Consider the following 23504-nt stretch of genomic DNA (forward strand, 5'->3'; position numbering starts at 1 on the left):
AAAAAGAAAGCCTTTTTGAAAATAGATTTAAATCTCTTTCAAAAAGGCTTAAAATGTTGTGAATTAAAGGGATTAGTCCTCTAAGCCGTAAGCATCAATATATGCTAAAATACCACCTTCAAGGTTTTCAAGATTAGTATAACCTTTCATTTCTTCTAAAGCAGCAATTGCATTTGCTGATCTTTTACCACTACGACAGTGAATAATCACACGCTTATCTTTACTGATTTGATCCGCCTCATCAATGACTGTTGCTAATGGAATTAACACGCCGCCAAGGTTAGCTTCATCAAATTCGTACTCTTCTCTAACATCTATTAGTTGGAAATCAGCGTTGTTTTCCTGTAATTCTCTTAATTCTTCTACAGTAATACTTTTCATAGTACCTTATTTTAGTTTGTATTTTGTAATTTTATCAAACCTTTGGTTAGGGAACAAATAATTGAGAATAAAAATTTCATTAGATCATGAAAATTGAATTAAAAAGAGTTAACGAGGGAGTGAAGTTTGAGGCAACTTCTGAAGAAGGAAATACATTATTTTTAGATGCAGGTAAAGGTAAAATGGACGGTTTGGGTCAAGGTAGTGCCTTTAGCCCTATGCAATTAGTATTGACAGGTGTTGCCGGTTGTGCATGTTTTGATTTAATTCATATTTTAAAAAAACAACGCCAAGAAATTAAAGATGTAAAAATTTCAGTGGATGGAGACCGTTATGATGCAGTTCCAGCGCCATTTGAAAAAGTACATGTTCATTTTAATTTATATGGTAAAATTGATGAAGCTAAAGCAAAAAGAGCAGTAGAACTAGCCGTAGAAAAATACTGTTCAGTAGCTGAAATGGTGAAATCAACAGCAAAAATTACTCATTCTTTCGAAATTATTGAAGCTTAATATATTTCGAGAAAAGATTGATTTAAAATAATAATTAGTATTATTGGTGCGATTTTACAACCAAGTTTAACTAACAAACAATATGAGCCAAGAAGAGAAGAATTTTGAAACAATTGCGGTAAGGGCACAAACACAACGTTCTCACAATAGAGAACATTCAGTGCCAATTTATGCTACTTCAAGTTTTACTTTTGAAGATGCTGATCATGCAAATGCATTATTTTCAGACGAAGTAGAAGGGAATATTTACTCAAGATATTCTAATCCTAATAACGATGAGTTTATTGATAAACTTGTACAATTAGAAGGTGCAGAAGCAGGTATTGCTACTTCATCTGGAATGGCAGCTATGTTTTTAAGTATTGCTTCTTTTGTAAGTCAAGGAGATCATATTGTTGCCTCGAGATCATTATTTGGTTCAACTCACCAAATTTTAACTCAATTACTTCCTAAATGGGGAGTTTCTCATACATATGTTGATATAGATGATTTAGAAGGTTTTGAAAAAGCCATTCAGCCTACTACGAAGATGATCTTCATAGAAACACCATCTAATCCAGCATTGGATATAATTGACATAAAAGCTTTAGGAGCAATTGCAGATAAGCATAATGTATTGTTAAATGTTGATAACTGTTTTGCTACACCTTATCTACAGAATCCATTAAAATTAGGAGCTCATATAGTAACTCATTCAGCAACTAAATTTATTGATGGACAAGGAAGAGTTCTTGCAGGTGCAATTTTAGGTTCAAAAGAAGCGATGGAAAAAGTGAAATTTATGGCAAGACACACAGGTCCTGCGTTATCACCTTTCCATGGTTGGATTTTATCTAAATCTCTTGAAACACTATCAGTAAGAATGGAGAAACATTGTGAAAATGCAATGGCTGTTGCTACAGCTCTTGAAAGTATGCCTGAAGTGGAGTTGGTAAAATATCCATTCTTACTTTCTCATCCAGGGTATGAGTTAGCAAAGAAGCAAATGAAATTGGGTGGAGCTTTAGTTTCTTTTGAAGTAAAGGGTGGAGTGGAAGCAGGAAAGAAATTCTGGAATAGCCTTTCATTAATTTCTAAATCTTCTAATCTTGGAGATACTAGAACAATTGCTACACATCCAGCATCTACAACTCACTCTAAGTTAACAGAAGAGGAAAGATTAGCCGTTGGAATTACTCCAGGCCTAATACGTATCTCTGTTGGATTAGAACATGTTGACGATGTTTTAGCAGATATAAAACAAGCTTTGGCAAAAAGTCAAAATTAAAAAAAGGGCTTCAGATTCTTAAGATTCTGAAGCCCTGATTTTTTGTATTGTAATTTTATTCTTCTTCTTTCGTTGTAAAACCTAGTACTAATACGTCATCTGTTTGAACTAACTCATCTTCCATCCAATCATTAAATGAACGACGGACAGCTGTTCTCTTTTTAGACATATCTAATGAAGAGTTATCATAAAGCATTTTTAAGAAATTTTCATTGCCATAGGCTTCTTTTTGTTTACCACCAATTTGTTTTTGGTATCCATCAGTAAACATGAAATATTCAGCATCATCATTAATATCAAATGTATGTTTCTTAAAGAATGTTTCATCATCTTCATTACCACCAATAGAAGACGGAGTTCCTTTGATAATATAGAATTTACCATCTTTAATTCTCGCCATTGAGGTATTAGCACCAGCAAACTCTAATACATTATTTCTCTTGTCAATAACACATAGAGAGATATCCAATGAATCAGTATTATTATTAATTTTCTGATTTAAGTGGGTAGTAATCCTTTCATTCATTGCTTCCAGGATCTCATCAGGTGAAGTAATATTTCGAACTTCTACAATTTCTCTGAATAATGAAGTGCCAATGATACTCATCATTGCACCAGGTACACCGTTTGAATTACAGTCAACTGTTGCTACAAAGACTCTATTATTACTTTCATGGAACCAGAAGAAATCACCAGATACAATATCTTTTGGTTTATGGAAAATAAATGAGTTCGGTAATAACTGACGAATCAAAGTACGATTTGGAAGGATCGCACTTTGAATTTGTTTTGCATACTTGATAGATTGAGTGATTTTTTGAGAAGTAGATTGTAATTCTTCTTTTTGTCTTTCAATCTTTTCGTATTGAACTGCATTATCAATGGCAATAGCTGATAATACGGCAATGTTTCGAAGTAAATTTACCTGTATGTCAGAGTAAGAATGCTTATTGAAACTTTGTACTGTAATTACACCAATTAATTTCTCTTTTGTTCGAAGAGGAAGATAAATAATAGAATAAGGCATATCACCTACTGTCTGTATTTCATCTTCTGAATCAATGTAATCATAAATTTCAGTCGTAATATCTGAGATTACGATTTCTTTATTTTCTTTCAAGCAGATTGTAGAAAGTTTAGTATCATCATTCATCATATGCGTGAATTCTGGTAATTTCTTTCCTTTTTCAATCGCTCCTCTAAAATCAATTTGTTGACGTCTATGAGAATAAATACCAATACCAAAAGTAGCAGCATCCATTAAGTTGTTTACATTTTCATAAACAGTTTCAATAACACTTTCAGTACTTAAACTAGACGTTAATGTAAGACCAATATCAGAAAGTAATTGTACGTTTTTATAAGACTGTTCTATTTTGTCTCTATTGGCTTCAACCTCTTTCTTTTGTTGTTGTAATTCAGCAGTTCTTTCTGTTACGATTTCCTCTAGACCTTCATAAGTAAGGGCATTATCAAGGGCAATACCTACATAAATTGCAACGTTACGTAAAACGTTCAAATCACTATCGGCAAAAGCATTTTGTTGATAATTCTGAACAGTAATGAAACCTAAGGTACCTTCTTTACCGATTAATGGTAAATAGATAACAGATTGAGGAAGATGTTCAGCGTCTTCAGCATTAAGTTTTACGTCTGGAAAATGTTCTGAATATTGACTAATAATGTCCGTAATAACAATTTCTTTTAATGTCTTAAAACATAAAATAGAAAGTTTATGATCATCATCTAAAGAGATAGACTTAGGAGGTAATTTTTCACCATTTTCAATATTAGCCATAATATCGATTACACCTCTATGTTTGTTATAAATTCCGATTGAGAATAATGGAGCATCAATTAAGTTATTCAAGCTTTCATAGGCAGTAGAGGCAATTCCTTCTATTGAAAGGTTAGAAGTAATATCCTGTCCTATTTCACCTAAACTTTTAAGTGTTGTATATGCTTTAGAAAGTTGTTCTTCATGTTTCTTTGTTGTAATCTGATGTGTTTCTTCAGTTACTTTTGATTGCTTAGATAAAGTGAAATTATCAATCGCAATTGCTATATATGAGCTTAAACTTTTGATGAGGTATACATCAGATTCTAGATAAGCATTTGCTTCAGCACTTTGTACTGTCATTACACCAATCACTTTATCTTTATCCATAATAGGAACGTAGATAATTGATTTAACTTTCTTACCTACTCGAGGTGAACTATTGGAGTAATTAGGTATGAAATGAGTGATTTCTTCATCGAAATCATTAATATGTACAAGGTCTTTTGTTTTAAAACAATAAGTAGCTAATCTATTTTCTTCTTCTAAACTACAATAATTGAAAGGTAGCTTCTCACCATCTTCATATGAACCCGGAAATTCTAGTCTATTTTCAGTTTTATTTAATACACCAATATCAAGCATTTGAGCATCAACAATTGTATTGATTTTCTCATATACTGTTTCAATCATATCTTCGATTGAATTGGTAGCAGCGATAACTTGTCCAATTTCACCAAGAGTAACAAGATCTTCTCTAGTTAGGATATCATCTTTTACTGGTGAAGTAATAGTTTCTTCTTCAACAACTACCTTAGCTTCCTCCTTTTCAGTCGTTGTATCTACATTTTCATTTTGAGAAGTAACTTCACTCTTATTCAATTGCTTATTTATCAAAATGCCAATTTGAGGGGCAATTAACTGTAAGAACTTAATACTTTCAACAGATAGATTCACATTTTGATATTGCTCTAACATCAAAAAGCCGATTAGCTTTTCATCTACCCATAAAGGGATAAAGTTTAGAAAAGTAGAGTTATTTTCAACTATGTAAGGATCTGCTTTAATTTTAGTACCTACCTTATTTAAGTCTACGGCTATTGGATTCTTTCCTGTGCGAATTTGGTTTAAAATCGACATAGGTAATTCATCAGCGTAAGCAAGATGATCAGTGTCAAAAAAAGCAACTTGATCAGAATTTCTTAAGCTGAAAGATTTTAGGATGTAGTGGTCTCCCGAAAGAATAATGATAGAGACTTTCTCTGCTATCGTTTTTGACTTCGCTAGAGAAACTACTTTTCTACTTAATCCTTTAAAAGTGTCTTCTTTTGAAAGGTCTTGATATATCGTTAATGCTTGATCTAAGTATCCGGTTTTCATAGACAAGAAAAAATAAGGTAAACGTAAAAAGTTTTTAGTTTAGACAAATAATGTCCTTCAGTGCTAATGGGAACAGTTGAATGTTACTATAAAATGCGAAGGAAAGTTAAGAAAATTATACCCAAAGTACTAATTAAAATAATGATGGTACAATTTGTTAGCTGTGTAAACAATAAAACTATACAATTATAGAACTGTATAGTTTTATTTTTATTGTGTTTCTAAGAATTAATTATCTGTTCTAGTGATTCTGATAATTCCTTCAATATCTGAAATCTCTTTAATGACCTTTTCAAACTCATTCAAATTCTTCACTGATATTTCAATATTACCTTTGAAGATTCCATCGTTCGATTCAATAGAAATGGCACGAATATTTACCTTCATTCTACTTGTAATGATTCTTGTTACATCATTTACTAAGCCAATTCTATCTGTTCCTTCAATTGCGATTTTTGAAATGAAAGAAGATTCTTTTTCTACTGCCCAACGTGCTTTAATAATTCTATAACCATAATTAGCCATCATTGCGACTGAATTTGGACAGCTTGTACGGTGAATTTTAATGCCATTATTGATAGTAATAAATCCAAAAATGTCATCTCCTTGTATAGGATTACAACAATTGGCGATAGAGTAGTGGACGTTTTCCATGTCTTCTCCAATGACCAATTCATCATCATCTTTACGAATGTCTTTGATTTTATTCTTAAACTCTTTCGCAGAATCAGGGACAATTTTCTTTTTCTTTACATTATCAGTGTGTTCTAAATGATCTTTGAACTTCTTAATTTCTTTATGTTCAATGATTCCTTCACCGACTTGATAGTAGAGGTCACTTTCACTATTGAGATTAAAGAAATCTCTCAATTGTTGAGCTACTCTATCATCATATTTTATTTTCAGTTGTTTGAATTTTCTATCAATAATCTCACGACCAATCATACCGATTCGTTTACGGTCATCTTTTAAGTGAGATTTAATTTTAGCTCTTGCTCTTGAAGTTCTTACAATTTTCAACCATCCTTCATTTGCTTTAGATTGATTTGCAGTAAGGATTTCGATTTGATCACCATTTTGTAATTGATAGCTTAATGGAACTAATTTACCATTAATCTTTGCTCCTAAACATTTAGCACCAACTTCAGTATGGATATCAAAAGCAAAATCAAGAACTGTTGAACCTTGAGGGAATACTTTTAGATCGCCATTAGGAGTAAATACAAAGACTTCTTTATTGAATAGATTAGTTCTGAAGTCATCAAGGAATTCGACTGCATTTACTTTGTCATTTTCCATTAATGAGCGCACCTCATTTAACCATTGTTCAATACCTTGTTCAGAGTTTGCTTCCCCTTGTTCTTTGTATTTCCAGTGAGCAGCATAACCTTTCTCTGCGATTTCATCCATTCTTTTAGAACGGATTTGAACTTCTACCCAGTGACCATTATGCCCCATTACAGTAGTGTGTAACGACTCATAACCATTAGATTTAGGCATACTAATCCAATCACGAAGTCTACTTACATTTGGAGTATAATAATCAGTGACGATTGAATAGATGTGCCAACAAGTTGATTTTTCAGTAGCTCTTGGACTTTCGAAAATAATACGAATGGCAAAAAGGTCAAAAACTTCCTCGAAAGGGACCTTTTGCTTTTTCATTTTATTTGCAATCGAAGTAATTGACTTTGTTCTAGATTTAATCGTGTATTTATATCCCTGCTTATTCATTGTATCTTTAAGCGGAGTTTTAAATTCTTCAGTGAAATGTACACGAGCTTCTTCTGATTCCTTTAATTTCTTTGTGATTTCATCATACAAAGGTTGGTCAGAATATTTTAAACAAAGATCTTCAAGTTCAGACTTTATATTATAAAGACCTAAACGGTGTGCAAGTGGTGCATATATATATTCAGTTTCGGCTTTTACTTTCAGTTGCTTATCCTTGGGCATAGAGATCAAGGTTCTCATATTATGCAAACGGTCAGCAATCTTAATTAATACAACACGAACATCTTCAGAAATTGTCAATAACATTTTTCTGAAGTTTTCAGCTTGTAAAGAGCCTCCTTTTTTACCTGCACCTGAAATTTTAGTTAGACCGTTGACAATCAGAGCTACTTTTTTACCAAACAACTTAGTGATATCCTCTATAGTATAGTCAGTATCTTCAACCACATCATGCAAAAGGGCAGCTATAATTGAAGTGGTCCCCAAACCAATTTCTTCAGTAGCAATCGTTGCTACTGCGACAGGGTGATATATAAAAGGTTCGCCAGATTTTCGTCTCATATCTTTATGAGCTTCTTTGGCAAACAAAAATGCTTTCTTTATGTTTTTAACATCATCAGCTTCATTCAGAAACGGACGAGCTTTACGCAATAAATTAGCGTACATTGATAATAGTTCTCTTCTTTCCTTTTCTAAGTCGACCTTCATCTTTTTAATTCCCTTCGATTAATAGAATTAATATTATCTACAATATAAAATACAGGAACTTTACTGTAATTATATTTAAAGTTTAAGTTGCAAAAAAAAATGCAATTATTCTTACTTACGACAAATAAACTCAATTTAAATGTAAAATACTTATAACAGTTGTTTACATTTTTTTGACTAAAGTTCGATGATTTTAATAATGAGTTGATTACCTTTGCATCGCTTAAATTGAGAATAATATATTTTAGTGTCTTTTTTAGGCAAATTTCAAGATAAATAGTGAAGTTTTACATTTTGTTTATCAGAGTGTTAGGATGAAATAAATCTTGAAATTATCTATTGTGGAGGGAAGGAGATTGTTGAATTTAGAATCAATGATTTTTTTGTTCAACACATAAATAATTGATAGTTTCTTATTGTGAAATTCTTAAGAAATTATTTTTAAAAGAGTTTTGTTACACCAAAAATCATAGAACTTTGGAATTCAAATTAGATAAACAAGAGAACTCATACGGTTTGCTTACAGTATCTGTTGCTGAAGCGGATTACATGCCAGAGTATAAAAGCAGATTAAAGCAATATGCTAAAAATGCTAATATGAAAGGTTTCCGTAAGGGTAAAGTGCCGATGTCAATGGTACAAAAAATGTACGGTAAGCAATTAAAGATGGAGACTTTTAACGAGTCTGTTGGAAAAGCTGTTGACGCTTACTTAAATGACAATGGTATTAAACCTCTTTTCCAACCAATGTACAAAGGAGATTTCATTACTCCAGAAGCACTTGGTAAGGAGCAAACAGTTGAATTCGAATTATTGTTACCTGAATTTGATTTAAATTTAGATGCAATTAAAGCTGAAACTTTCAACTTAACTGTAACTGATGCAGATGTTGAAAACACTATCACTAAATTAAAAGAGTCTTACCCAACTAAAGTTGACGTAGAGAAAGCTAAGAAAGGTGATTTAATCACAGCTACTTTCAAAGCAGTAGAAGGTGACTTCGAAAAAGAAGGTGCTGCTTTCGATTTAGATGATAAATTAGCGAAAGGAAACGTTAGAAAATTCTCTGGTAAGAAAGTAGGTGATGTTGTTACTTTAGACATTGAAACAATGTATGATGACAACAATCGTTTACGTTTATTCTTAGGTGGTGATAAAGAAGCTGCTGAAGCTTATACAGGTGAATTCTCTATTGAGATCACTAAAATCACTCGTTCTGAAGAGCCAGAATTAAACCAAGAATTTTTCGATATGGTTATCGGTCCAGATAAAGTATCAAATGAAGAAGAATTCAGAGCTGAATTAAAAACAACTATCGGTGAAGTTAACGCTCAAGCAATTGATAGCGTAACTAACGATAACGTTAGAAATGCAGTAGTTGAAGCAACTACTATCTCTTTACCAGCTGAGTTAGTGAAGAAGGTTTACCTTCAAAACAACCCTCAAGCAAAAGAGGAGGAGTTAGCGACAAGCTTACCGAAATTCGAAGAAGCTGTAAAATGGAGAGCTATTTCTGATAAAGTATTTGCTGATAACGAAATCAAAGTTGAAAAAGAGGACGTTGAAGCAGCTGCATTAAAAGCGATCAAAGCTCAATTTGGTAACTTCATGGGTGAAGACGAAGAGCAAATGAGCGGATTCGTTCAAAATTACTTACAAGCTGAAAATGGTAAGTACTTCGAACAAACTTATGAGCAAGTTTACAACGAGAAGATCTTTGATGCTTTAAAAGGTAAAGTTTCTTTCGATACAAAAGAAGTTGATCTTAAGCAATTCGAAGAGTTTTTAACGAAAAGAAATGAAGAAGCAGCTAATTAATTAGAACTTCTTTAAACATATGAAAGGGCAATCCTAAAGCTAGGATTGCCCTTTTTTTATCCTTTATTGATTCCTATCATAGTAGATGGTCTTTGTTTGCTAAAAATAATACAAGAATATATTGGGTTATTAATAAAATAACGAGGGTAATATATTCTCAATGAAGATTGTAAATAAAAAAAGAGCAACATACTGTGTACAATATGTTGCTCTATTCAAGAATATCATTTTAGACTATCTAGCCTTCTTGTAGTTTTTTGTTTGTTCTACTCGAACAACTTCTACATTATTTTTGTCCACTTGTAAATCAGCATCTTTTGTTTTACTTGGCATATACTCTTTGTCATGTAATTTTGTAAGTGTATAACCTAATAGAGCAAATGTTGTTAAGATGATTGCACAAGCAGTTCCTGCGTATCCTAAGTTCATTGTATTGATATAATACGTAATGAAAGCAGTTAGGATTGACATTGTGTAGAAAGAAAAAACAGCTACAGCAGGAGATAAACCATATTTCACAAGTAAATGAGAAGAGTGATCTTTTCCACCCACGTAGATAGGTCTTCCTGATCTTAAACGATTGATTGTTACGAAAGTAACATCAAAAATAGGGTAAGCTAATAATAATATTGGAGTTAATACTGTAATGTTAATTTCAGTAGTTGTATTCCAAGATTGCATTACACCAATCATTGATAACATATAGCCTAAGAACATACTTCCTGAATCACCCATAAATATTTTAGCATTCGGGTAGTTGTTTGGTAAGAAGCCAAATAATACTGCCGCTAAAGCTAAACTTATTAGTGCTACAGGTTCATTATTAAAATATACAATAGATAATACACCGAAACCTAATGCTGAAATTGCAGCAGAACCAGGTGATAATCCATTCATATTATCGACTAAATTTAAGGCATTAATTACACCAATAATCCAGAAAAAAGTAAATAATTGACTTAAAACTGGAGGTAAGAATGAAACTGAACCTACAATGAAGATTGCAATTGAAGATGCGATAACTTGGAAGAATAGTTTCACCTTTGGTTCCATTGCTTTAGATTTATCATCATAAGAACCTGTAAAGAAGATAATTAGAGCTCCTGAGAATAACCATAATGATTTTTGATCAAAAGCTTCTGAGCCATACATCAAAAATATACTTCCTATAGCAGCTACAACTGTTGTAGTGCTTGCTATGTAAGAAGCTTTCATTTGGTTATTAAATAGTAAATAAATACTTGTGATAACCCCAAGTGTAACAGGAGCAGACCACCAAACCGGTAATATTTCAACTATAGTAGATACAATGATAAAAGAAATCATTATACCGATACCGCCCATTAAGGCAGTCGTTTTTGTATGAAAGCGGTCAGCTCTCGGTTTGTCAACAATATTAAACTTTATAGCTTGTTTAATTAAGACGCGTGTTATTAAAAATGAAATAACAGATCCTGCGACTAGGCTAAGCAATAATGTTAATTGATTCATAAGTTAACTCTTTGTACGTTTTTGTTAAGTCTTGTACTAAACGATCGAAGCTATATAAGTTATAAGTTTGATCTTGATGTTCAGAGACAAAACGATGGTTATCATTTTTGGAATGAAGGATTTTTAAAGATGCTGAAGCCATTGCTTCATCATCATTAGTTTGGACTAAGAACTGTTGTCCAAATGCTGTAAACAAATCAGGGACACCTCCAACCTTAGTTGAAACTACTGGAGTACCACTACTCATAGCCTCTATTATCGAAACAGGTGAACCTTCATTATTTGAAGTAAGCAAAACTAAATCCAAACTTGAATAAATGTCAGGTAAATTTTTCATGAAACCCGTAAAGGTGATGAATTCTGTTGCTTTATTCATATTACAGAATTCTTCTAAGTGATTTCTATCTTCTCCATCACCAACCATGAAAAAATGAGTATTTTGATCTTGCTTATGCATTAAACAAGCTACTCGAATAAACATTTCCAAGTTTTTAATTTGAGTGAATCTAGCTACAATACCAATGAGTTTTTTGTTTTCGGGGATATTATATTTTTCATGCAAATAGTTTTTGTTCTCATTAATATAAAACCTTTTAAGGTCTAATCCTAAAGGAATCATATGATGTTGATCCTTTTTTCCTATTCCGTAATCAAGAATCTCTTTCTGCTGTTTGTCTGTAATCGTTACAATTACATCTGTTCTTCTTGCAAGTAGACGCTCTATTAACAAAAAAAGTTTAGTCTTGATAGGGGAGAAATAACCATGAAATACATGTCCATGGAATGTATGTACAGTTTTAACCTTTCTGTTAGAGAAGATTTTATAAAAAATAGAAGCACCTCTTCCAATAAAACCTGCTTTTGCAGTGTGAGTGTGAATAACATCTGGCTTGTATTTAAACATTAACTTAATCATGCTATACAAGGCTTTAAGGTCATTTTTAGGTGATAATTCACGTTGAAGTTCATTTAAATAATGGACTTCAACACCTCTTTGATCAGCTAAATAAGACATATCTCCCTCATTAGAAGGTATTGGGCCTGCTACTAATAAAGTTTCAAATTCATCAGTTTGGATGCTATCTGTTAATAATACCGTATGAATTGCAGGGCCGCCTACATTAAGACGTGCTATTATTCTTAATATTTTCTTTTTCTTCATTTAAAATTTAGGTATTAGCCTAAAATTGAGGAATCATTTCAAAATTGTAACGGGGAATTAATTTTGAAAAATCTCTCAATAATTCATCTTATAAATAAGATTTAAGCAAATATATGTATAATTATTCCAAAAAATGTGAAAAACATCTATTAAGATAACTCTTTTTCGATTAATAAAATGAAAATTATAAACTTCTTTTGTTTCATTTCAAAAAGCATTTAATTTTACAATAACTATACAAGCGAAAAACAAATAGAACAAAAATATGGTTAATTACACTTTTAAGACATTTTCTTTAATGTTCACTCTTGGAGTAGCATCTTTATTTACTTCATGTGGAATGCAAGAAGAGAATGAACAGCTCAAAGAAACTAATGCAAAACTTCAGGAAGATTTAGCTAGAGCAGAAGCAGCTGCTCAAACATTAAATGAAGTAGGAGCTTTAATTGATTCTATTGATGTGTCAAGAAACCTTTTATACATTGATATGGAAAAAGGTATTTCTGGGAAAACATATGAAGAAAAAATCCGTGCAATCGATGCGTATATGCAAGATTCAGAAAATCGTATGGAGCAAATGGAGGCTAGTTTAGCTAAAGCAAATACAAAAAATAGTGCTTACCTTAATACAATAAGAAAATTAAGACAACAACTTGATGAGAGAAATAAAGAGATTTCTGATTTAAAACAACAAGTTGAAAGACATAAGTCTGAAAATAACGCATTAATTAAAACAGTAGATCTTCAAGCAAAAGAATTATCTGAAAAGGAAATTCAAATTCAACAAAAGAAAGAAGAGTTGTCTTTACTTGAAAATAGAATTCAAGAATTGATGGTTCAAGCAAAGAAGACCGAAGCAGATGCATTTTATGCTCAAGCTGAGGCGTTAGAAGAAGCAGCTAATAGAACAAAGTTAGCTCCAAAGAAAAAGAAAGCAACTTATGAAGAAGCTTTAGAATTATATAAGAAGTCTTTCGAAGCAGGTAGAAAAGATGCTTACGACAAAGTACAAGAGCTTACTGAAAAAATAGATTAATATATTTTTCTATAGCATAATTAGAATAGCAGGTGACTAAAGTTACCTGCTTTTTTTGTTAATGATGTTTTGTATGTTATTTACTACTAATGCATTTGTTAATTTTGTAATTCCTTTTTCATCAAAACTTAGATAGAAAAATTAATGAAAAAAGTTTCTCAATATGTGGTCGCTCCGAATGTTGCTTTCGATGATGATAATTTTAAATCTTTTATATTAAAAAAAGAAGGTTTAAAAGATGCTGAAAGTGTATTCGTTAGAATGACTAGAAGATCTGTAGATGCTAGAAAGAAAAAAGTTAAAGTAAATGTTGAAGCTGAAATCTTTGTTGATGAAAAGCCTTCTTTAAATATTTCCTATAAAAAAGATTACCCTAATGTTTCAAATGCAAAGAGGGTTGTTATTGTAGGTGCAGGGCCTGCAGGATTATTTGCAGCATTACGTTTGATTGAATTGGGGATTAAACCTATTGTGATCGAGAGAGGCAATGATGTACAAAAAAGAAGAAAAGATTTAGCCAATATTAATAAGAAGAATATTGTCAATGCAGATTCAAATTACTGTTTTGGAGAAGGTGGGGCAGGTACATATTCTGATGGTAAATTATATACTCGCTCAAAAAAGAGGGGTAATTTTAGACGAATATGTGAAATCTTTGTAGCACATACTGCTTCTGAGAAAATTCTAGTAGATGCTCATCCTCATATTGGAACAAACAAACTACCTAAAGTAATTCAGGCAATGCGTGAGAGTATTTTGAATGCTGGTGGGGAAGTACATTTTGAAACAAGAGTAGAAGATTTTATTCTTGATGGAGATGAAATGAAAGGTGTAATTACTCAGGATAATGAAAAAATAGAAGGTGAAGCAGTATTGCTGGCTACAGGTCACTCAGCAAGAGATATCTTTAGATTATTACATAAAAAAGAAATAAAAATAGAACGTAAACCTTTTGCTTTAGGCGTTAGAGTGGAACATCCTCAAGGTTTAATTGATAATATTCAATATCATTTAAGAGATAGGGATAGAGGTGAATTTTTACCAGCAGCTGCCTATTCTTTAGTGTCTCAAATTGGATATAAAGGTGAGAAAAAAGGTGTTTTCTCGTTTTGCATGTGCCCAGGTGGATTTATTGTGCCTTCAGCAACTGCCGAAGGAGAAGTAGTAGTCAATGGTATGTCACCTTCTAGAAGAGATTCAAAGTTCTCTAACTCTGGTATTGTTGTGAGTGTTGATGATGAAGATTTCAAATCCTATATTGAGAAATATGGTGATTTAGCTGCTATGGAATTTCAAGCTGCTGTTGAAAAAAGAGCTTGTGAAGTTGCTGGAGGAACACAGGTAGCACCTGCTCAGAGGTTGACTGATTTTGTCAATGGTAGAATATCTTCTCAATTAAATGAAACATCTTATCAGCCTGGTTTGTTATCTGTAGACATGAAGCAAGTTTTACCAGAAGCTATAGCACACCGTTTGAAGTTCGGTTTTAAAGATTTTGGTAAAAAGATGAAGGGTTATATGACAAATGAAGCTCAAATCGTTGGAGTTGAAAGTAGAACTTCATCGCCAGTGAGAATTCCAAGAGAAAAAGATTCATGTGAGCATTTGACTATTAAAAGATTATTTCCTTGTGGTGAAGGAGCAGGTTATGCAGGAGGAATAGCTTCCGCAGCAATGGATGGAGAGTTATGTGCTAACAGAATTGCAGAATTATATTGTGGGGTGAAAGATGCCTCTGAAAAATAAAAGTGTATGGAATCGAAAATAGCAGACATTCGTAAAGATTATTCCAAAAAAGATCTTGATGAAAAAGATACTTTGGATAACCCGATAAGACAATTTGAAATTTGGTTAGAAGAAGCAATTAAAGCGGAAGTACATGAACCTACAGCAATGAATGTGGCAACTGTCAATAAAGAAGGACGAATCTCTTCTCGAATTGTATTACTTAAAGGTGTAGAGGAAAATGAATTTGTATTTTATACCAATTATGAGAGTATTAAGGGGAGGTCATTGCAGGAAACTAAAAAAGTAGCTTTAAATTTCTTTTGGCCCGAATTAGAAAGACAAGTTTGTATTGAAGGAACAGTTGAAAAAGTAGATGCTGAAACTTCTGATACATATTTTGAGAGTAGACCTTACAAAAGTAAAGTAGGTGCTTGGGCTTCTGAACAAAGTCAAGAAATCAATTCTAAAAATGTGATTGTTACTCGATTTGCAAAGTATGCTGCTAAATTTATTACTAAGGTTCCAAGGCCTCCACATTGGGGGGGATTTGCTATAACTCCTCATCGTATTGAGTTTTGGCAGGGAAGGCCTTCAAGATTACACGATAGGATAGAATATAAGAAACAGATTAATGGAGATTGGAAAAAAGCTAGGTTAGCACCTTGATTTTTTTGAAAATTCTAAAGAAACAGCTTAAATGGTGATACATTTAAGCTGTTTTTTTATTTTTTATTCAAAATTAAATAGAGAGTATTTAAATAACACCTTAAATACCTTAAAAGTATGTTATTATCTATTTTAAGGGTTGAATTTAAGTCTAATTGCATGTATTTTATTATTATTTTATTCTATTAGGGTATAAAATTAACCTTTTGTTTATTAAAATATTGGTAAAGATTTGTATAATTCATTATGAATTATGTAAATTTGAGCTATCGGAAATAAAAATAAACTCACACTCACCTATAATTATTATGATTTCTATTAAAAAAACAGGCTTTAAAAGCTTGATGTTATTACTTTCTACTTTTTTAATCCCAACTTTAACATTTGCTCAAGAGCAAGCAACAATTAACTCTGGTGATACAGCTTGGATGTTGGTTGCAACAGCTTTAGTAATGTTGATGACTCCAGCAGGTCTTACTCTTTTTTATGGTGGCTTAGCACAACGTAAAACAGTGTTGAATACTATTGGAATGAGTTACACTGCATTCTGTACAGGTACTCTTGTTTGGGTAATCATTGGATATAGTTTAGCTTTTGGTAAAGGAAATGCATATATCGGTGATTTTACTTCGTTCCTTTTAGCTGATGTTAAAATTGATGCTGTTGAAGGTTCAATTCCAAAGATCTTATTTATTATGTTCCAAGGTACTTTCGCAGCAATTGCAGTTGCTTTAGTAAGTGGATCAATCATTGAGCGTGTAAAATACTCTACATGGATTATTTTCTCTTCTTTATGGGTTGCTTTAGTATATTCTCCAATTGCTCACTGGGTATGGGGCGGTGGCTTCCTAAGTACTTCAGGTGAATTAGATTTTGCGGGTGGTACTGTAATCCATATCAACGCAGGTGTTTCTGGTCTTGTATTAGCTTTAATTCTTGGAAATAGAATTTCTCATAACGAAAAACAATCTGAAAAACCTTCATCTATTAAATTAATGGTACTTGGTAGTGCATTGTTATGGTTTGGATGGTTTGGATTCAATGGTGGTAGCCAATTAGCAGCTGATTTTATTGCAGCCAATGCAATGCTAGTTACTAATGTTGCAGCGGCAGCAGGTGGTATGGCTTGGTTATTAATCGAATGGATGACAGAAGAAAAGAAACCAACTTTATTAGGTTCAGCTTCAGGTGTGATCTCTGGTTTAGTAGGTATTACACCAGCATCAGGTTTTGTAGATGTTTCAGGTGCTTTAGCTATTGGTTTAGTATCAGGTGTAGTTGGTTTTTATGGTGTTGTTAAATTAAAGAAAGCTTTAGGTTATGATGATACACTAGATGTATTTGGTATTCATGGTCTTGTAGGTATTGTAGGTGCATTATTAACTGGTGTATTTGCTAATCCTGAAGTAAATGGTGCTGCAGGTTTATTATATGGAAACCCAGGTCAAGTACTAGTTCAGCTTAAAGCAATTGTAGTTACTATTGTATATTCGGGGGCTGCATCATTTGTTATCTTTAAAATCAGTACGTTATTAACTGCTGGTGGTAGAGTAGATGCTGAAATCGAATCTGAAGGTATTGATGAGTCATATCACGGTGAGAAATCTTTTGATTCATTATAAGATATATAATTAATAGAGGAGAGGTATTACTTCGGTAGTATACCTCTTTTTTTTGTCTTAATTTTTTTTATAATTTTAAACTCCAAGTCTATTACGAATTCATAAACTAAATTTTTTCACTATTGAGATTAGCATCTATAGATATTGGCTCGAATGCCATTCGTTTTCAAGTTGTCACTACACACAGAGATAAAGCAGATGAAGTAGTTTTTAAAAAATTAGACTACATGCGTTTTCCTTTAAGATTAGGAAAAGATGTGTTTTCGGCAGGGAAAATATTAAGACCGACGGAAGAAAAGTTGGTTAAATTAATGAAGGTTTTTTCTACTCTATTAGATCTTTATGAAGTAGATGATTATATCGCATGTGCCACTTCTGCTATGAGAGAAGCTGAAAATGGAAGTGAGATAGTAGAAAGAATTTACTACAAAGAAGGCTTGAAGGTAGATATTATCCGAGGAACTATTGAAGCTGAAATGATTTCATTGACACTCAATAATTATATCCCAATGGGAAATGTTGTGCATATTGATGTTGGAGGAGGAAGTACAGAACTGAATATTTATAAGCATAAAACGAAAGTTGCTTCTAAATCTTTTCGTATGGGTAGTGTACGTCAATTGAGTGGAGACGTTAAAAAGGAGATGTTTACTAAAATAAGTGATTGGTATAAAGATAATACAGCGCCTTATTTTAAGGAAGACGAGGAAGTCATGGCAATTGGTACAGGAGGAAATATCAATAAACTTTTTAACTTATCTAAGCATAAAAAGAACGATGATAAAACAACTAATTTAAAGGAGTTGAAAAAAATAAAAACTTGGTTGGAAGATTTTACTTACCAAGAAAGAGTTAAGAAATTAAGATTAAATGAGGATAGGGCAGATGTTATTCTTCCTGCTTCCACTATATATATGACCGTGATGGAAATTGCTGGAGCAGAAAGTATAATTGTTCCAGGAGTGGGATTGAAAGATGGGATTCTCCATTACTTAGTCAAACATAGAGATTATGTAGATCTTTAATAAAAAAGGCGATCAAACGTAAATTTGATCGCCTTTTTTTTGATTTATCTTACTCGAATTGTTCTACCAACTCGTAATGTTGTTCTTTTTGACATGCCATTCAATCGGCAAATTTTAGAAACTGATGTGCCATATCTTCGGCTAATTTTCCAAAGAGAATCACCGCTTCGAATTCTATGATAGACATTCTTTTTAGATTCTATCAGTAATTCATAATTCTTAGCTGTAAGCCAAAAGTCGGGAGTAGGATTCACTTCATGATTTGCGAAATCGATCATATCTTCAGGGTTGAAACCATACCCTTGGTATCTAATCTCAAAATGAAGGTGAGGTCCTGTACTTCTACCTGTGTTTCCACCTAGACCAATTACTTCTCCTGCTTTTACTTCTTGACCAGGTCTCACAAGATAACGGCTCATGTGACCGTAAAGAGTTTCTAAACCATTTTTATGACGAACCATAACATAATAGCCATAGCCTCTTCTATTGTATTTAGCAATTCTAACTACGCCATCAAACATAGAACGAATGGTGTCTCCAATAGCAAGTTTTACATCAATACCATGGTGGAATCTCCATCTTCTAAACCCATATTTTGAAGTGACTCTTAATTTTTTGTCTAACGGGTAAGCCCAAGCCAAAGTGTCTCCTTCATTATAAAGGTGTAATTGCACACTGTCTTTTAAAACTTTTGAAGGGATGTTATATGGATTGACATTATAGTTATCCCAAGTTTTGTAGTAATCAAAGTTGGTAAGATAACCAGCGTCAACAAATTTACCAGGTAAAATTTCTACTTGATTTTGGCATTGTTCTGTCTCATTTAAATTAATTCTCTGATACATTTCAGGTATCATTGAAAGGTCTTCTTGTTGTTGACAATCATCAATTCCATTTTCGAAACAAAATTCAGGAATTGTGATACCAACTTCAGAAGTTGTAATGTTTTCTTCTACTATTTCAGTATTAGTCTTTTTGTTTTTTCCTTTAAAGATTTTTTTGAAAAAACCTTGTCCATACGATACGTTTGCGTTTAGGTGAATCGCAGAAAAGAACAATAAAGTATAAAAAAAAGTAGGCTTTGTTAATTTAGAAAAGCTCATAATTTGTTTTGTCACAGAATGAACTGATAATAAAGTTATTTGTTCGTGTTAATTAATAGATCACAAGAATACTAAAGTAATTCCTAAAAGGCAATCTATAGTTAATATCATTTGAAAGCTTAACGTTTAAAAGATAAGATCATTATATAATTAGACAAAAAAAGAGGATATAGTTGTAAATATTTACTACATCCTCTCTAAATATATTTTAATGTAAAATTAGTCTTCTAATTCCACTAAATAACGTTCTGCTTCTAAAGCTGCCATACATCCAGTACCTGCAGCAGTTACAGCTTGTCTATAAATAGTATCTTGAACATCACCAGCGGCAAATACACCTTTGATATTTGTCTGCGTAGAATCTGGTTTTGTAATAAGATATCCAGCGTCATCCATATCTAGTTGACCTTTGAAGATATCTGTATTTGGTTTGTGACCAATAGCAACAAAGAAACCAGTTACGTCAATTGTACTTTCTTCATTTGTTTTATTATTGAATACACGAACACCTTCAACTGCATCTTTACCTAAAACCTCTTTTGTTTCAGTATTCCAGTGAATTTCGATATTTTCTTTTTTGATAACACGATCTTGCATGATCTTAGAAGCTCTCATTTCATCACGACGAACTAATAAGTGTACCTTGTTGGCTAAGTTTGAAAGGTAATGTGCTTCTTCAGCCGCAGAGTCTCCTGCTCCAACGACAACAACATCTTGACCTCTATAGAAGAAACCGTCACAAACAGCACATGCAGAAACACCTGCACCATTTAAACGAGTTTCAGACTCTAAACCTAACCACTTTGCTGAAGCACCAGTTGAAATGATAATTGAATCTGCCTCAATTTCAGTTTCTTCGTTTACTGTAGCAACGTGAGGTCCATTTTCATTAAATTGAACGCTTGTAACAAATCCTGTACGGATGTCAGTGCCGAAACGCTCTGCTTGCTCTTGCATTTCCATCATCATTTGAGGACCCATGATTCCTTTTGGATAACCTGGAAAATTCTCAACGTCGTTTGTGATAGTTAATTGGCCACCAGGCTGAGGTCCTTGGTATAGAACTGGAGAAAGGTTAGCTCTTGATGCATAAATCGCTGCAGTATAACCTGCAGGTCCTGAACCGATGATAAGGGTTTTAACGTGTTCTCTAGACATTTTTATTTTGTATTTATATCAAATTCTTAATTAAAAATAATAACTATAATATCTGTGAGATCGATCTTGTTTGATTACTTCAATAATCACACGACCTCTGATTTTCGAAAGTATTTTCGTGAAATCTTTAGGATCTTCCAATGGATATCTATTAATAGAAACTAAGATCATCCCTTTCTTTAATCCCATTTCGTTGATCAAACCATTTTGATTTACTTCTTCAATGCGAATTCCGGTTTTTAAGTTCAATTTAGATCTTTCGATTTTAGAAATCGCCGTAAATTTAGCACCGATTTCTTTAGCATCGTATATCTTTTTATCATTTACGTTAGTTGTTCCATCAATGTTCGTTAAAACAACATTTTTTTCAATAGTTTTTCCACTACGTAAAATTTTTAAATTAATTTTATCTCCAGGGACATAATAACTTAGCTGTTCATCATACGCAGCTTCTGTTTCAATAGGGTAGTTGTCTATGGATAAAATAACATCTCCAACTTCTAGTTTATGTTCCTCTGCTGCACCTCCTTCAATTTTGGTAATAACTACACCATGGATTTCCTCCATTTGAAGTTGACTTGCAATTTTTTCATTAACAGCTTTAATACTTACACCAAGAAAAGCTTTTTGAACTTCCCCGTACTTTTTTAAATCATTGACAACCTTAGCGACGATATCAGATGGAACTGCAAATCCATAACCTGCATAACTTCCTGTTTTAGATAAGATAGCGGTATTGATTCCCACTAAATCTCCATGTAAATTAACTAATGCACCTCCAGAGTTACCTGGATTAATAGCAGCATCAGTTTGTATAAATGACTCAATTGGAAATACATCATTCATAATTCCAATTTTTCTACCTTTTGCACTAACAATACCTGCTGTTACAGTACTAGTTAGATTAAATGGATTACCAACAGCTAAAACCCAATCACCAACTCTTACTTCTTTAGAGGAAGCAATTTGTATGGCAGGTAAGTCATCTTTTTCTATTTTCAATAAAGCAATATCTGTGGAAGGATCAACGCCCACCAACTTTGCTACATAAGATCTTTTATTGTAATTGACTTCAATTTTGTCAGCCCCTTTTACTACGTGATTATTGGTTACGATATAACCATCTTTCGTAAAGATTACTCCAGAACCTGATCCTGCAGCTATACCTTGTGGATTTTGTTGAGAAGGTCTTCCAAAAAATAAATCACTCCAAGTTCTTCGATTACTATACCTATCTTTTACATAGGTTACAATGTAAACGACAGATTTTGTACTTATTGCTGAAGCTTCTGCAAAACTTGTTATGTCTAAGTTTCTAGGATTTTCTACAGTATAATTTGATTCAGTAGAAGTTATAGCCCTGTGTGGAATTGTTGTTTGGTTTTCAAATTGATTTGAAGCAAATTGAAAATCATTATTCTCAGTAGGTGAACTGTATTTCTCATATAAATAAGCTCCTCCAAAACCACTTGCTAGGCTAATTAATATTGTAAGTAGTGTCTGTTTCATTTTGTTAGTATTAGATTCCTTTTAAGATTTGCAATTTAAATGCCTTTTTAAAAAGAATGACATAATGACTAGATCTAAAGCGATTTATAAGAAATATTGACGGTGTCAAAGTTATTTTCTATCTCTTTTGAAAAGTGTTTAATGTCAGATAATGTTATTGCTAATTCGATTGATGAATTAAGGTTCTCTTTTACTATTGTTAGATATTTTAAATGTATATGCTGTAAAATAAGAGTGTCTACACCAGTTATATTACAGATATGAATAATTTTTTTTAACTCTTCTTCCTTTAATTCATCTTTTGGAATTCTTAAACTATGTAGTACTTCCTGTTTATGAGCCGTTTCAGATAACTGTAAACTTTCAATCTTTGCCCATTCAGAATTTGTTCTAAAGGCGCTTAAGTTAATAGTTGAAATGACTTCATTTGCTCCTATTTTGATCAATTCTTTCATCAAAAACACCTTCATATAGGTGAGTTCATCACCTAAAAGAGATCCAGCATAAGATTGAATGATAAGTGGTTGATTTTTTAATTCACGGCAAACCTTTTTCAACCAAAAAGCAGAAATACAAACTCCTTTCAAAGGAAGTGACTGTCCAAGTTGAATGACTTGATCAACCGCTTCCTCTGATGAATAAGGAGAATCCAAATCACATATGATTTGTTGGTGATTCATTATTTCAACTGCTTAAGGTATAGTTGGATAGTGTTTTCTAAGCCATAATAAAGAGCGTCACAAACTAATGCATGACCAATTGAAACTTCATCTAAACCTTTAATATTATCATGAAAGTATTTCAAATTATCGAGGTCTAAATCATGTCCTGCATTTAACCCAAGACCTAATTCATCTGCTTTTTTCGCAGCTTTAATGTAAGGAGCAATAGCTTCTTCTTTGCTTTGATGGAAATTTGCAGCATATGGTTCTGTATATAGTTCAACTCTATCAGCACCACATTGTGCAGCTCCTTCTACCATAGCAGGATCTGGATCTACAAAAATAGAAACACGAATACCTTTTGCTTTCAATTGCCTTACAACATCTTTTAAAAACGCTTGGTTTTTAATGGTGTCCCATCCTGCATTAGAAGTGATTGCATCATCTGCATCCGGAACTAATGTTGCTTGTTCAGGAACTACATCCAAAACAAGTTCCATGAATCTTGGCTCTGGATTCCCTTCTATATTATATTCTGTTTTAACAACAGGTTTTAGATCATAAGTATCTTGTCTTGTAATATGTCTTTCGTCCGGTCTAGGGTGAATTGTGATCCCTTGAGCACCGAAACGTTCAGCATCTTGAGCAACTTTTACGAGGTTAGGATTATTACCACCTCTCGCATTTCTGATTGTTGCGATCTTATTTACATTGACACTTAATCGAGTCATATTTTATTTAAATTAATTTTTTGTTCGACACAAA

At 32.6% G+C, this 23504-nt stretch carries 18 protein-coding genes; 8 read left to right on the plus strand and 10 right to left on the minus strand.

Going from position 1 to position 23504, the window contains the following annotated elements; genetic code table 11:
• Positions 1–72 precede the first annotated feature (72 nt).
• A complete protein-coding gene (locus tag ACXAHM_RS01720; RefSeq protein ID WP_474958665.1) occupies positions 73–381 on the minus strand; it encodes a rhodanese-like domain-containing protein in 309 nt (102 codons plus the stop codon).
• Between the two features lie 86 nt (positions 382–467).
• On the opposite strand from ACXAHM_RS01720, the gene ACXAHM_RS01725 reads away from it, so the two are divergent.
• Both ACXAHM_RS01725 and ACXAHM_RS01730 read left to right on the plus strand, forming a co-directional pair.
• Positions 468–893, plus strand: coding sequence for an OsmC family protein (locus ACXAHM_RS01725; protein ID WP_474958666.1), 426 nt, complete (start codon positions 468–470; stop codon positions 891–893).
• A gap of 82 nt (positions 894–975) precedes the next feature.
• The gene (locus ACXAHM_RS01730) at positions 976–2160 is read left to right on the plus strand and encodes a trans-sulfuration enzyme family protein (protein ID WP_474958667.1); all 1185 of its coding nucleotides are present in this window, start codon (positions 976–978) and stop codon (positions 2158–2160) included.
• A gap of 55 nt (positions 2161–2215) precedes the next feature.
• Here ACXAHM_RS01730 and ACXAHM_RS01735 read toward each other — a convergent pair whose 3' ends face one another.
• Positions 2216–5317 (minus strand): GAF domain-containing SpoIIE family protein phosphatase, encoded by a 3102-nt coding sequence (locus ACXAHM_RS01735; protein WP_474958668.1) that lies wholly within the window; start codon positions 5315–5317, stop codon positions 2216–2218.
• 228 nt (positions 5318–5545) lie between these two features.
• The gene (locus ACXAHM_RS01740; protein WP_474958669.1) at positions 5546–7759 is read right to left on the minus strand and encodes a RelA/SpoT family protein; all 2214 of its coding nucleotides are present in this window, start codon (positions 7757–7759) and stop codon (positions 5546–5548) included.
• 477 nt (positions 7760–8236) lie between these two features.
• Between ACXAHM_RS01740 and tig the strand changes: the two genes are divergently transcribed.
• Complete coding sequence (gene tig, locus ACXAHM_RS01745) at positions 8237–9577, plus strand: trigger factor (RefSeq protein ID WP_474958670.1); 1341 nt, start codon at positions 8237–8239, stop codon at positions 9575–9577.
• A 234-nt stretch (positions 9578–9811) separates the two neighbouring features.
• On the opposite strand, the gene ACXAHM_RS01750 is transcribed toward tig, so the two are convergent.
• A complete protein-coding gene (locus tag ACXAHM_RS01750) occupies positions 9812–11068 on the minus strand; it encodes a glycosyltransferase family 4 protein (protein WP_474958671.1) in 1257 nt (418 codons plus the stop codon).
• Entirely contained in the window at positions 11043–12230 is a 1188-nt protein-coding gene (locus ACXAHM_RS01755; RefSeq protein WP_474958672.1) for a glycosyltransferase, read from the minus strand. Before ACXAHM_RS01755 ends, ACXAHM_RS01750 begins: the two co-directional genes overlap by 26 nt.
• A 298-nt stretch (positions 12231–12528) precedes the next feature.
• Between ACXAHM_RS01755 and ACXAHM_RS01760 the strand changes: the two genes are divergently transcribed.
• The 5 genes from ACXAHM_RS01760 to ACXAHM_RS01780 all read left to right on the plus strand — a co-directional run bounded on the left by ACXAHM_RS01760 (position 12529) and on the right by ACXAHM_RS01780 (position 18307).
• Complete coding sequence (locus tag ACXAHM_RS01760; protein ID WP_474958673.1) at positions 12529–13266, plus strand: hypothetical protein; 738 nt, start codon at positions 12529–12531, stop codon at positions 13264–13266.
• Positions 13267–13410: 144 nt separating this feature from the next.
• Entirely contained in the window at positions 13411–15012 is a 1602-nt protein-coding gene (locus ACXAHM_RS01765) for an NAD(P)/FAD-dependent oxidoreductase (protein ID WP_474958674.1), read from the plus strand.
• 6 nt (positions 15013–15018) lie between these two features.
• Positions 15019–15660, plus strand: a complete 642-nt coding sequence (gene pdxH / locus ACXAHM_RS01770; protein ID WP_474958675.1) for a pyridoxamine 5'-phosphate oxidase — start codon at positions 15019–15021, stop codon at positions 15658–15660.
• Positions 15661–15968: 308 nt separating this feature from the next.
• A complete protein-coding gene (locus ACXAHM_RS01775; protein ID WP_474958676.1) occupies positions 15969–17282 on the plus strand; it encodes an ammonium transporter in 1314 nt (437 codons plus the stop codon).
• A 122-nt stretch (positions 17283–17404) separates the two neighbouring features.
• A complete protein-coding gene (locus tag ACXAHM_RS01780; RefSeq protein WP_474958677.1) occupies positions 17405–18307 on the plus strand; it encodes a Ppx/GppA phosphatase family protein in 903 nt (300 codons plus the stop codon).
• A gap of 44 nt (positions 18308–18351) precedes the next feature.
• Here the strand turns inward: ACXAHM_RS01780 and ACXAHM_RS01785 are convergent, their stop codons facing one another.
• From ACXAHM_RS01785 to ACXAHM_RS01805, 5 genes are all read right to left on the minus strand, one after another.
• On the minus strand, positions 18352–19410 hold the full coding sequence (locus ACXAHM_RS01785) for a peptidoglycan DD-metalloendopeptidase family protein (protein WP_474958678.1): 1059 nt from the start codon (positions 19408–19410) through the stop codon (positions 18352–18354).
• A gap of 219 nt (positions 19411–19629) precedes the next feature.
• Positions 19630–20568 carry a thioredoxin-disulfide reductase gene (trxB, locus tag ACXAHM_RS01790; protein WP_474958679.1) on the minus strand — a complete coding sequence of 313 codons (939 nt, stop codon included), beginning with the start codon at positions 20566–20568 and terminating at the stop codon, positions 19630–19632.
• Positions 20569–20598: 30 nt separating this feature from the next.
• The gene (locus ACXAHM_RS01795) at positions 20599–22077 is read right to left on the minus strand and encodes a trypsin-like peptidase domain-containing protein (protein ID WP_474958680.1); all 1479 of its coding nucleotides are present in this window, start codon (positions 22075–22077) and stop codon (positions 20599–20601) included.
• Between the two features lie 74 nt (positions 22078–22151).
• Positions 22152–22757, minus strand: a complete 606-nt coding sequence (locus ACXAHM_RS01800) for a hypothetical protein (protein ID WP_474958681.1) — start codon at positions 22755–22757, stop codon at positions 22152–22154.
• Positions 22757–23470 carry a pyridoxine 5'-phosphate synthase gene (locus ACXAHM_RS01805; protein WP_474958682.1) on the minus strand — a complete coding sequence of 238 codons (714 nt, stop codon included), beginning with the start codon at positions 23468–23470 and terminating at the stop codon, positions 22757–22759. Before ACXAHM_RS01805 ends, ACXAHM_RS01800 begins: the two co-directional genes overlap by 1 nt.
• Positions 23471–23504: the final 34 nt, after the last annotated feature.

Source organism: Flammeovirga sp. AWQ4_249 (assembly GCF_056161045.1).

What these genes read in the sequence shown, in the direction of transcription:
- ACXAHM_RS01760 (WP_474958673.1), top strand. Translation starts at nt 12,529, where the DNA reads ATGTTCACTCTTGGAGTAGCATCTTTATTTACTTCATGTGGAATGCAA.
- trxB (WP_474958679.1), bottom strand. Translation starts at nt 20,568, where the DNA reads ATGTCTAGAGAACACGTTAAAACCCTTATCATCGGTTCAGGACCTGCA.
- ACXAHM_RS01800 (WP_474958681.1), bottom strand. Translation starts at nt 22,757, where the DNA reads ATGAATCACCAACAAATCATATGTGATTTGGATTCTCCTTATTCATCA.
- ACXAHM_RS01725 (WP_474958666.1), top strand. Translation starts at nt 468, where the DNA reads ATGAAAATTGAATTAAAAAGAGTTAACGAGGGAGTGAAGTTTGAGGCA.
- ACXAHM_RS01765 (WP_474958674.1), top strand. Translation starts at nt 13,411, where the DNA reads ATGAAAAAAGTTTCTCAATATGTGGTCGCTCCGAATGTTGCTTTCGAT.
- pdxH (WP_474958675.1), top strand. Translation starts at nt 15,019, where the DNA reads ATGGAATCGAAAATAGCAGACATTCGTAAAGATTATTCCAAAAAAGAT.
- ACXAHM_RS01720 (WP_474958665.1), bottom strand. Translation starts at nt 381, where the DNA reads ATGAAAAGTATTACTGTAGAAGAATTAAGAGAATTACAGGAAAACAAC.
- ACXAHM_RS01775 (WP_474958676.1), top strand. Translation starts at nt 15,969, where the DNA reads ATGATTTCTATTAAAAAAACAGGCTTTAAAAGCTTGATGTTATTACTT.
- ACXAHM_RS01755 (WP_474958672.1), bottom strand. Translation starts at nt 12,230, where the DNA reads ATGAAGAAAAAGAAAATATTAAGAATAATAGCACGTCTTAATGTAGGC.
- ACXAHM_RS01730 (WP_474958667.1), top strand. Translation starts at nt 976, where the DNA reads ATGAGCCAAGAAGAGAAGAATTTTGAAACAATTGCGGTAAGGGCACAA.
- ACXAHM_RS01740 (WP_474958669.1), bottom strand. Translation starts at nt 7,759, where the DNA reads ATGAAGGTCGACTTAGAAAAGGAAAGAAGAGAACTATTATCAATGTAC.
- ACXAHM_RS01785 (WP_474958678.1), bottom strand. Translation starts at nt 19,410, where the DNA reads ATGAGCTTTTCTAAATTAACAAAGCCTACTTTTTTTTATACTTTATTG.
- ACXAHM_RS01805 (WP_474958682.1), bottom strand. Translation starts at nt 23,470, where the DNA reads ATGACTCGATTAAGTGTCAATGTAAATAAGATCGCAACAATCAGAAAT.
- ACXAHM_RS01795 (WP_474958680.1), bottom strand. Translation starts at nt 22,077, where the DNA reads ATGAAACAGACACTACTTACAATATTAATTAGCCTAGCAAGTGGTTTT.
- ACXAHM_RS01735 (WP_474958668.1), bottom strand. Translation starts at nt 5,317, where the DNA reads ATGAAAACCGGATACTTAGATCAAGCATTAACGATATATCAAGACCTT.
- ACXAHM_RS01750 (WP_474958671.1), bottom strand. Translation starts at nt 11,068, where the DNA reads ATGAATCAATTAACATTATTGCTTAGCCTAGTCGCAGGATCTGTTATT.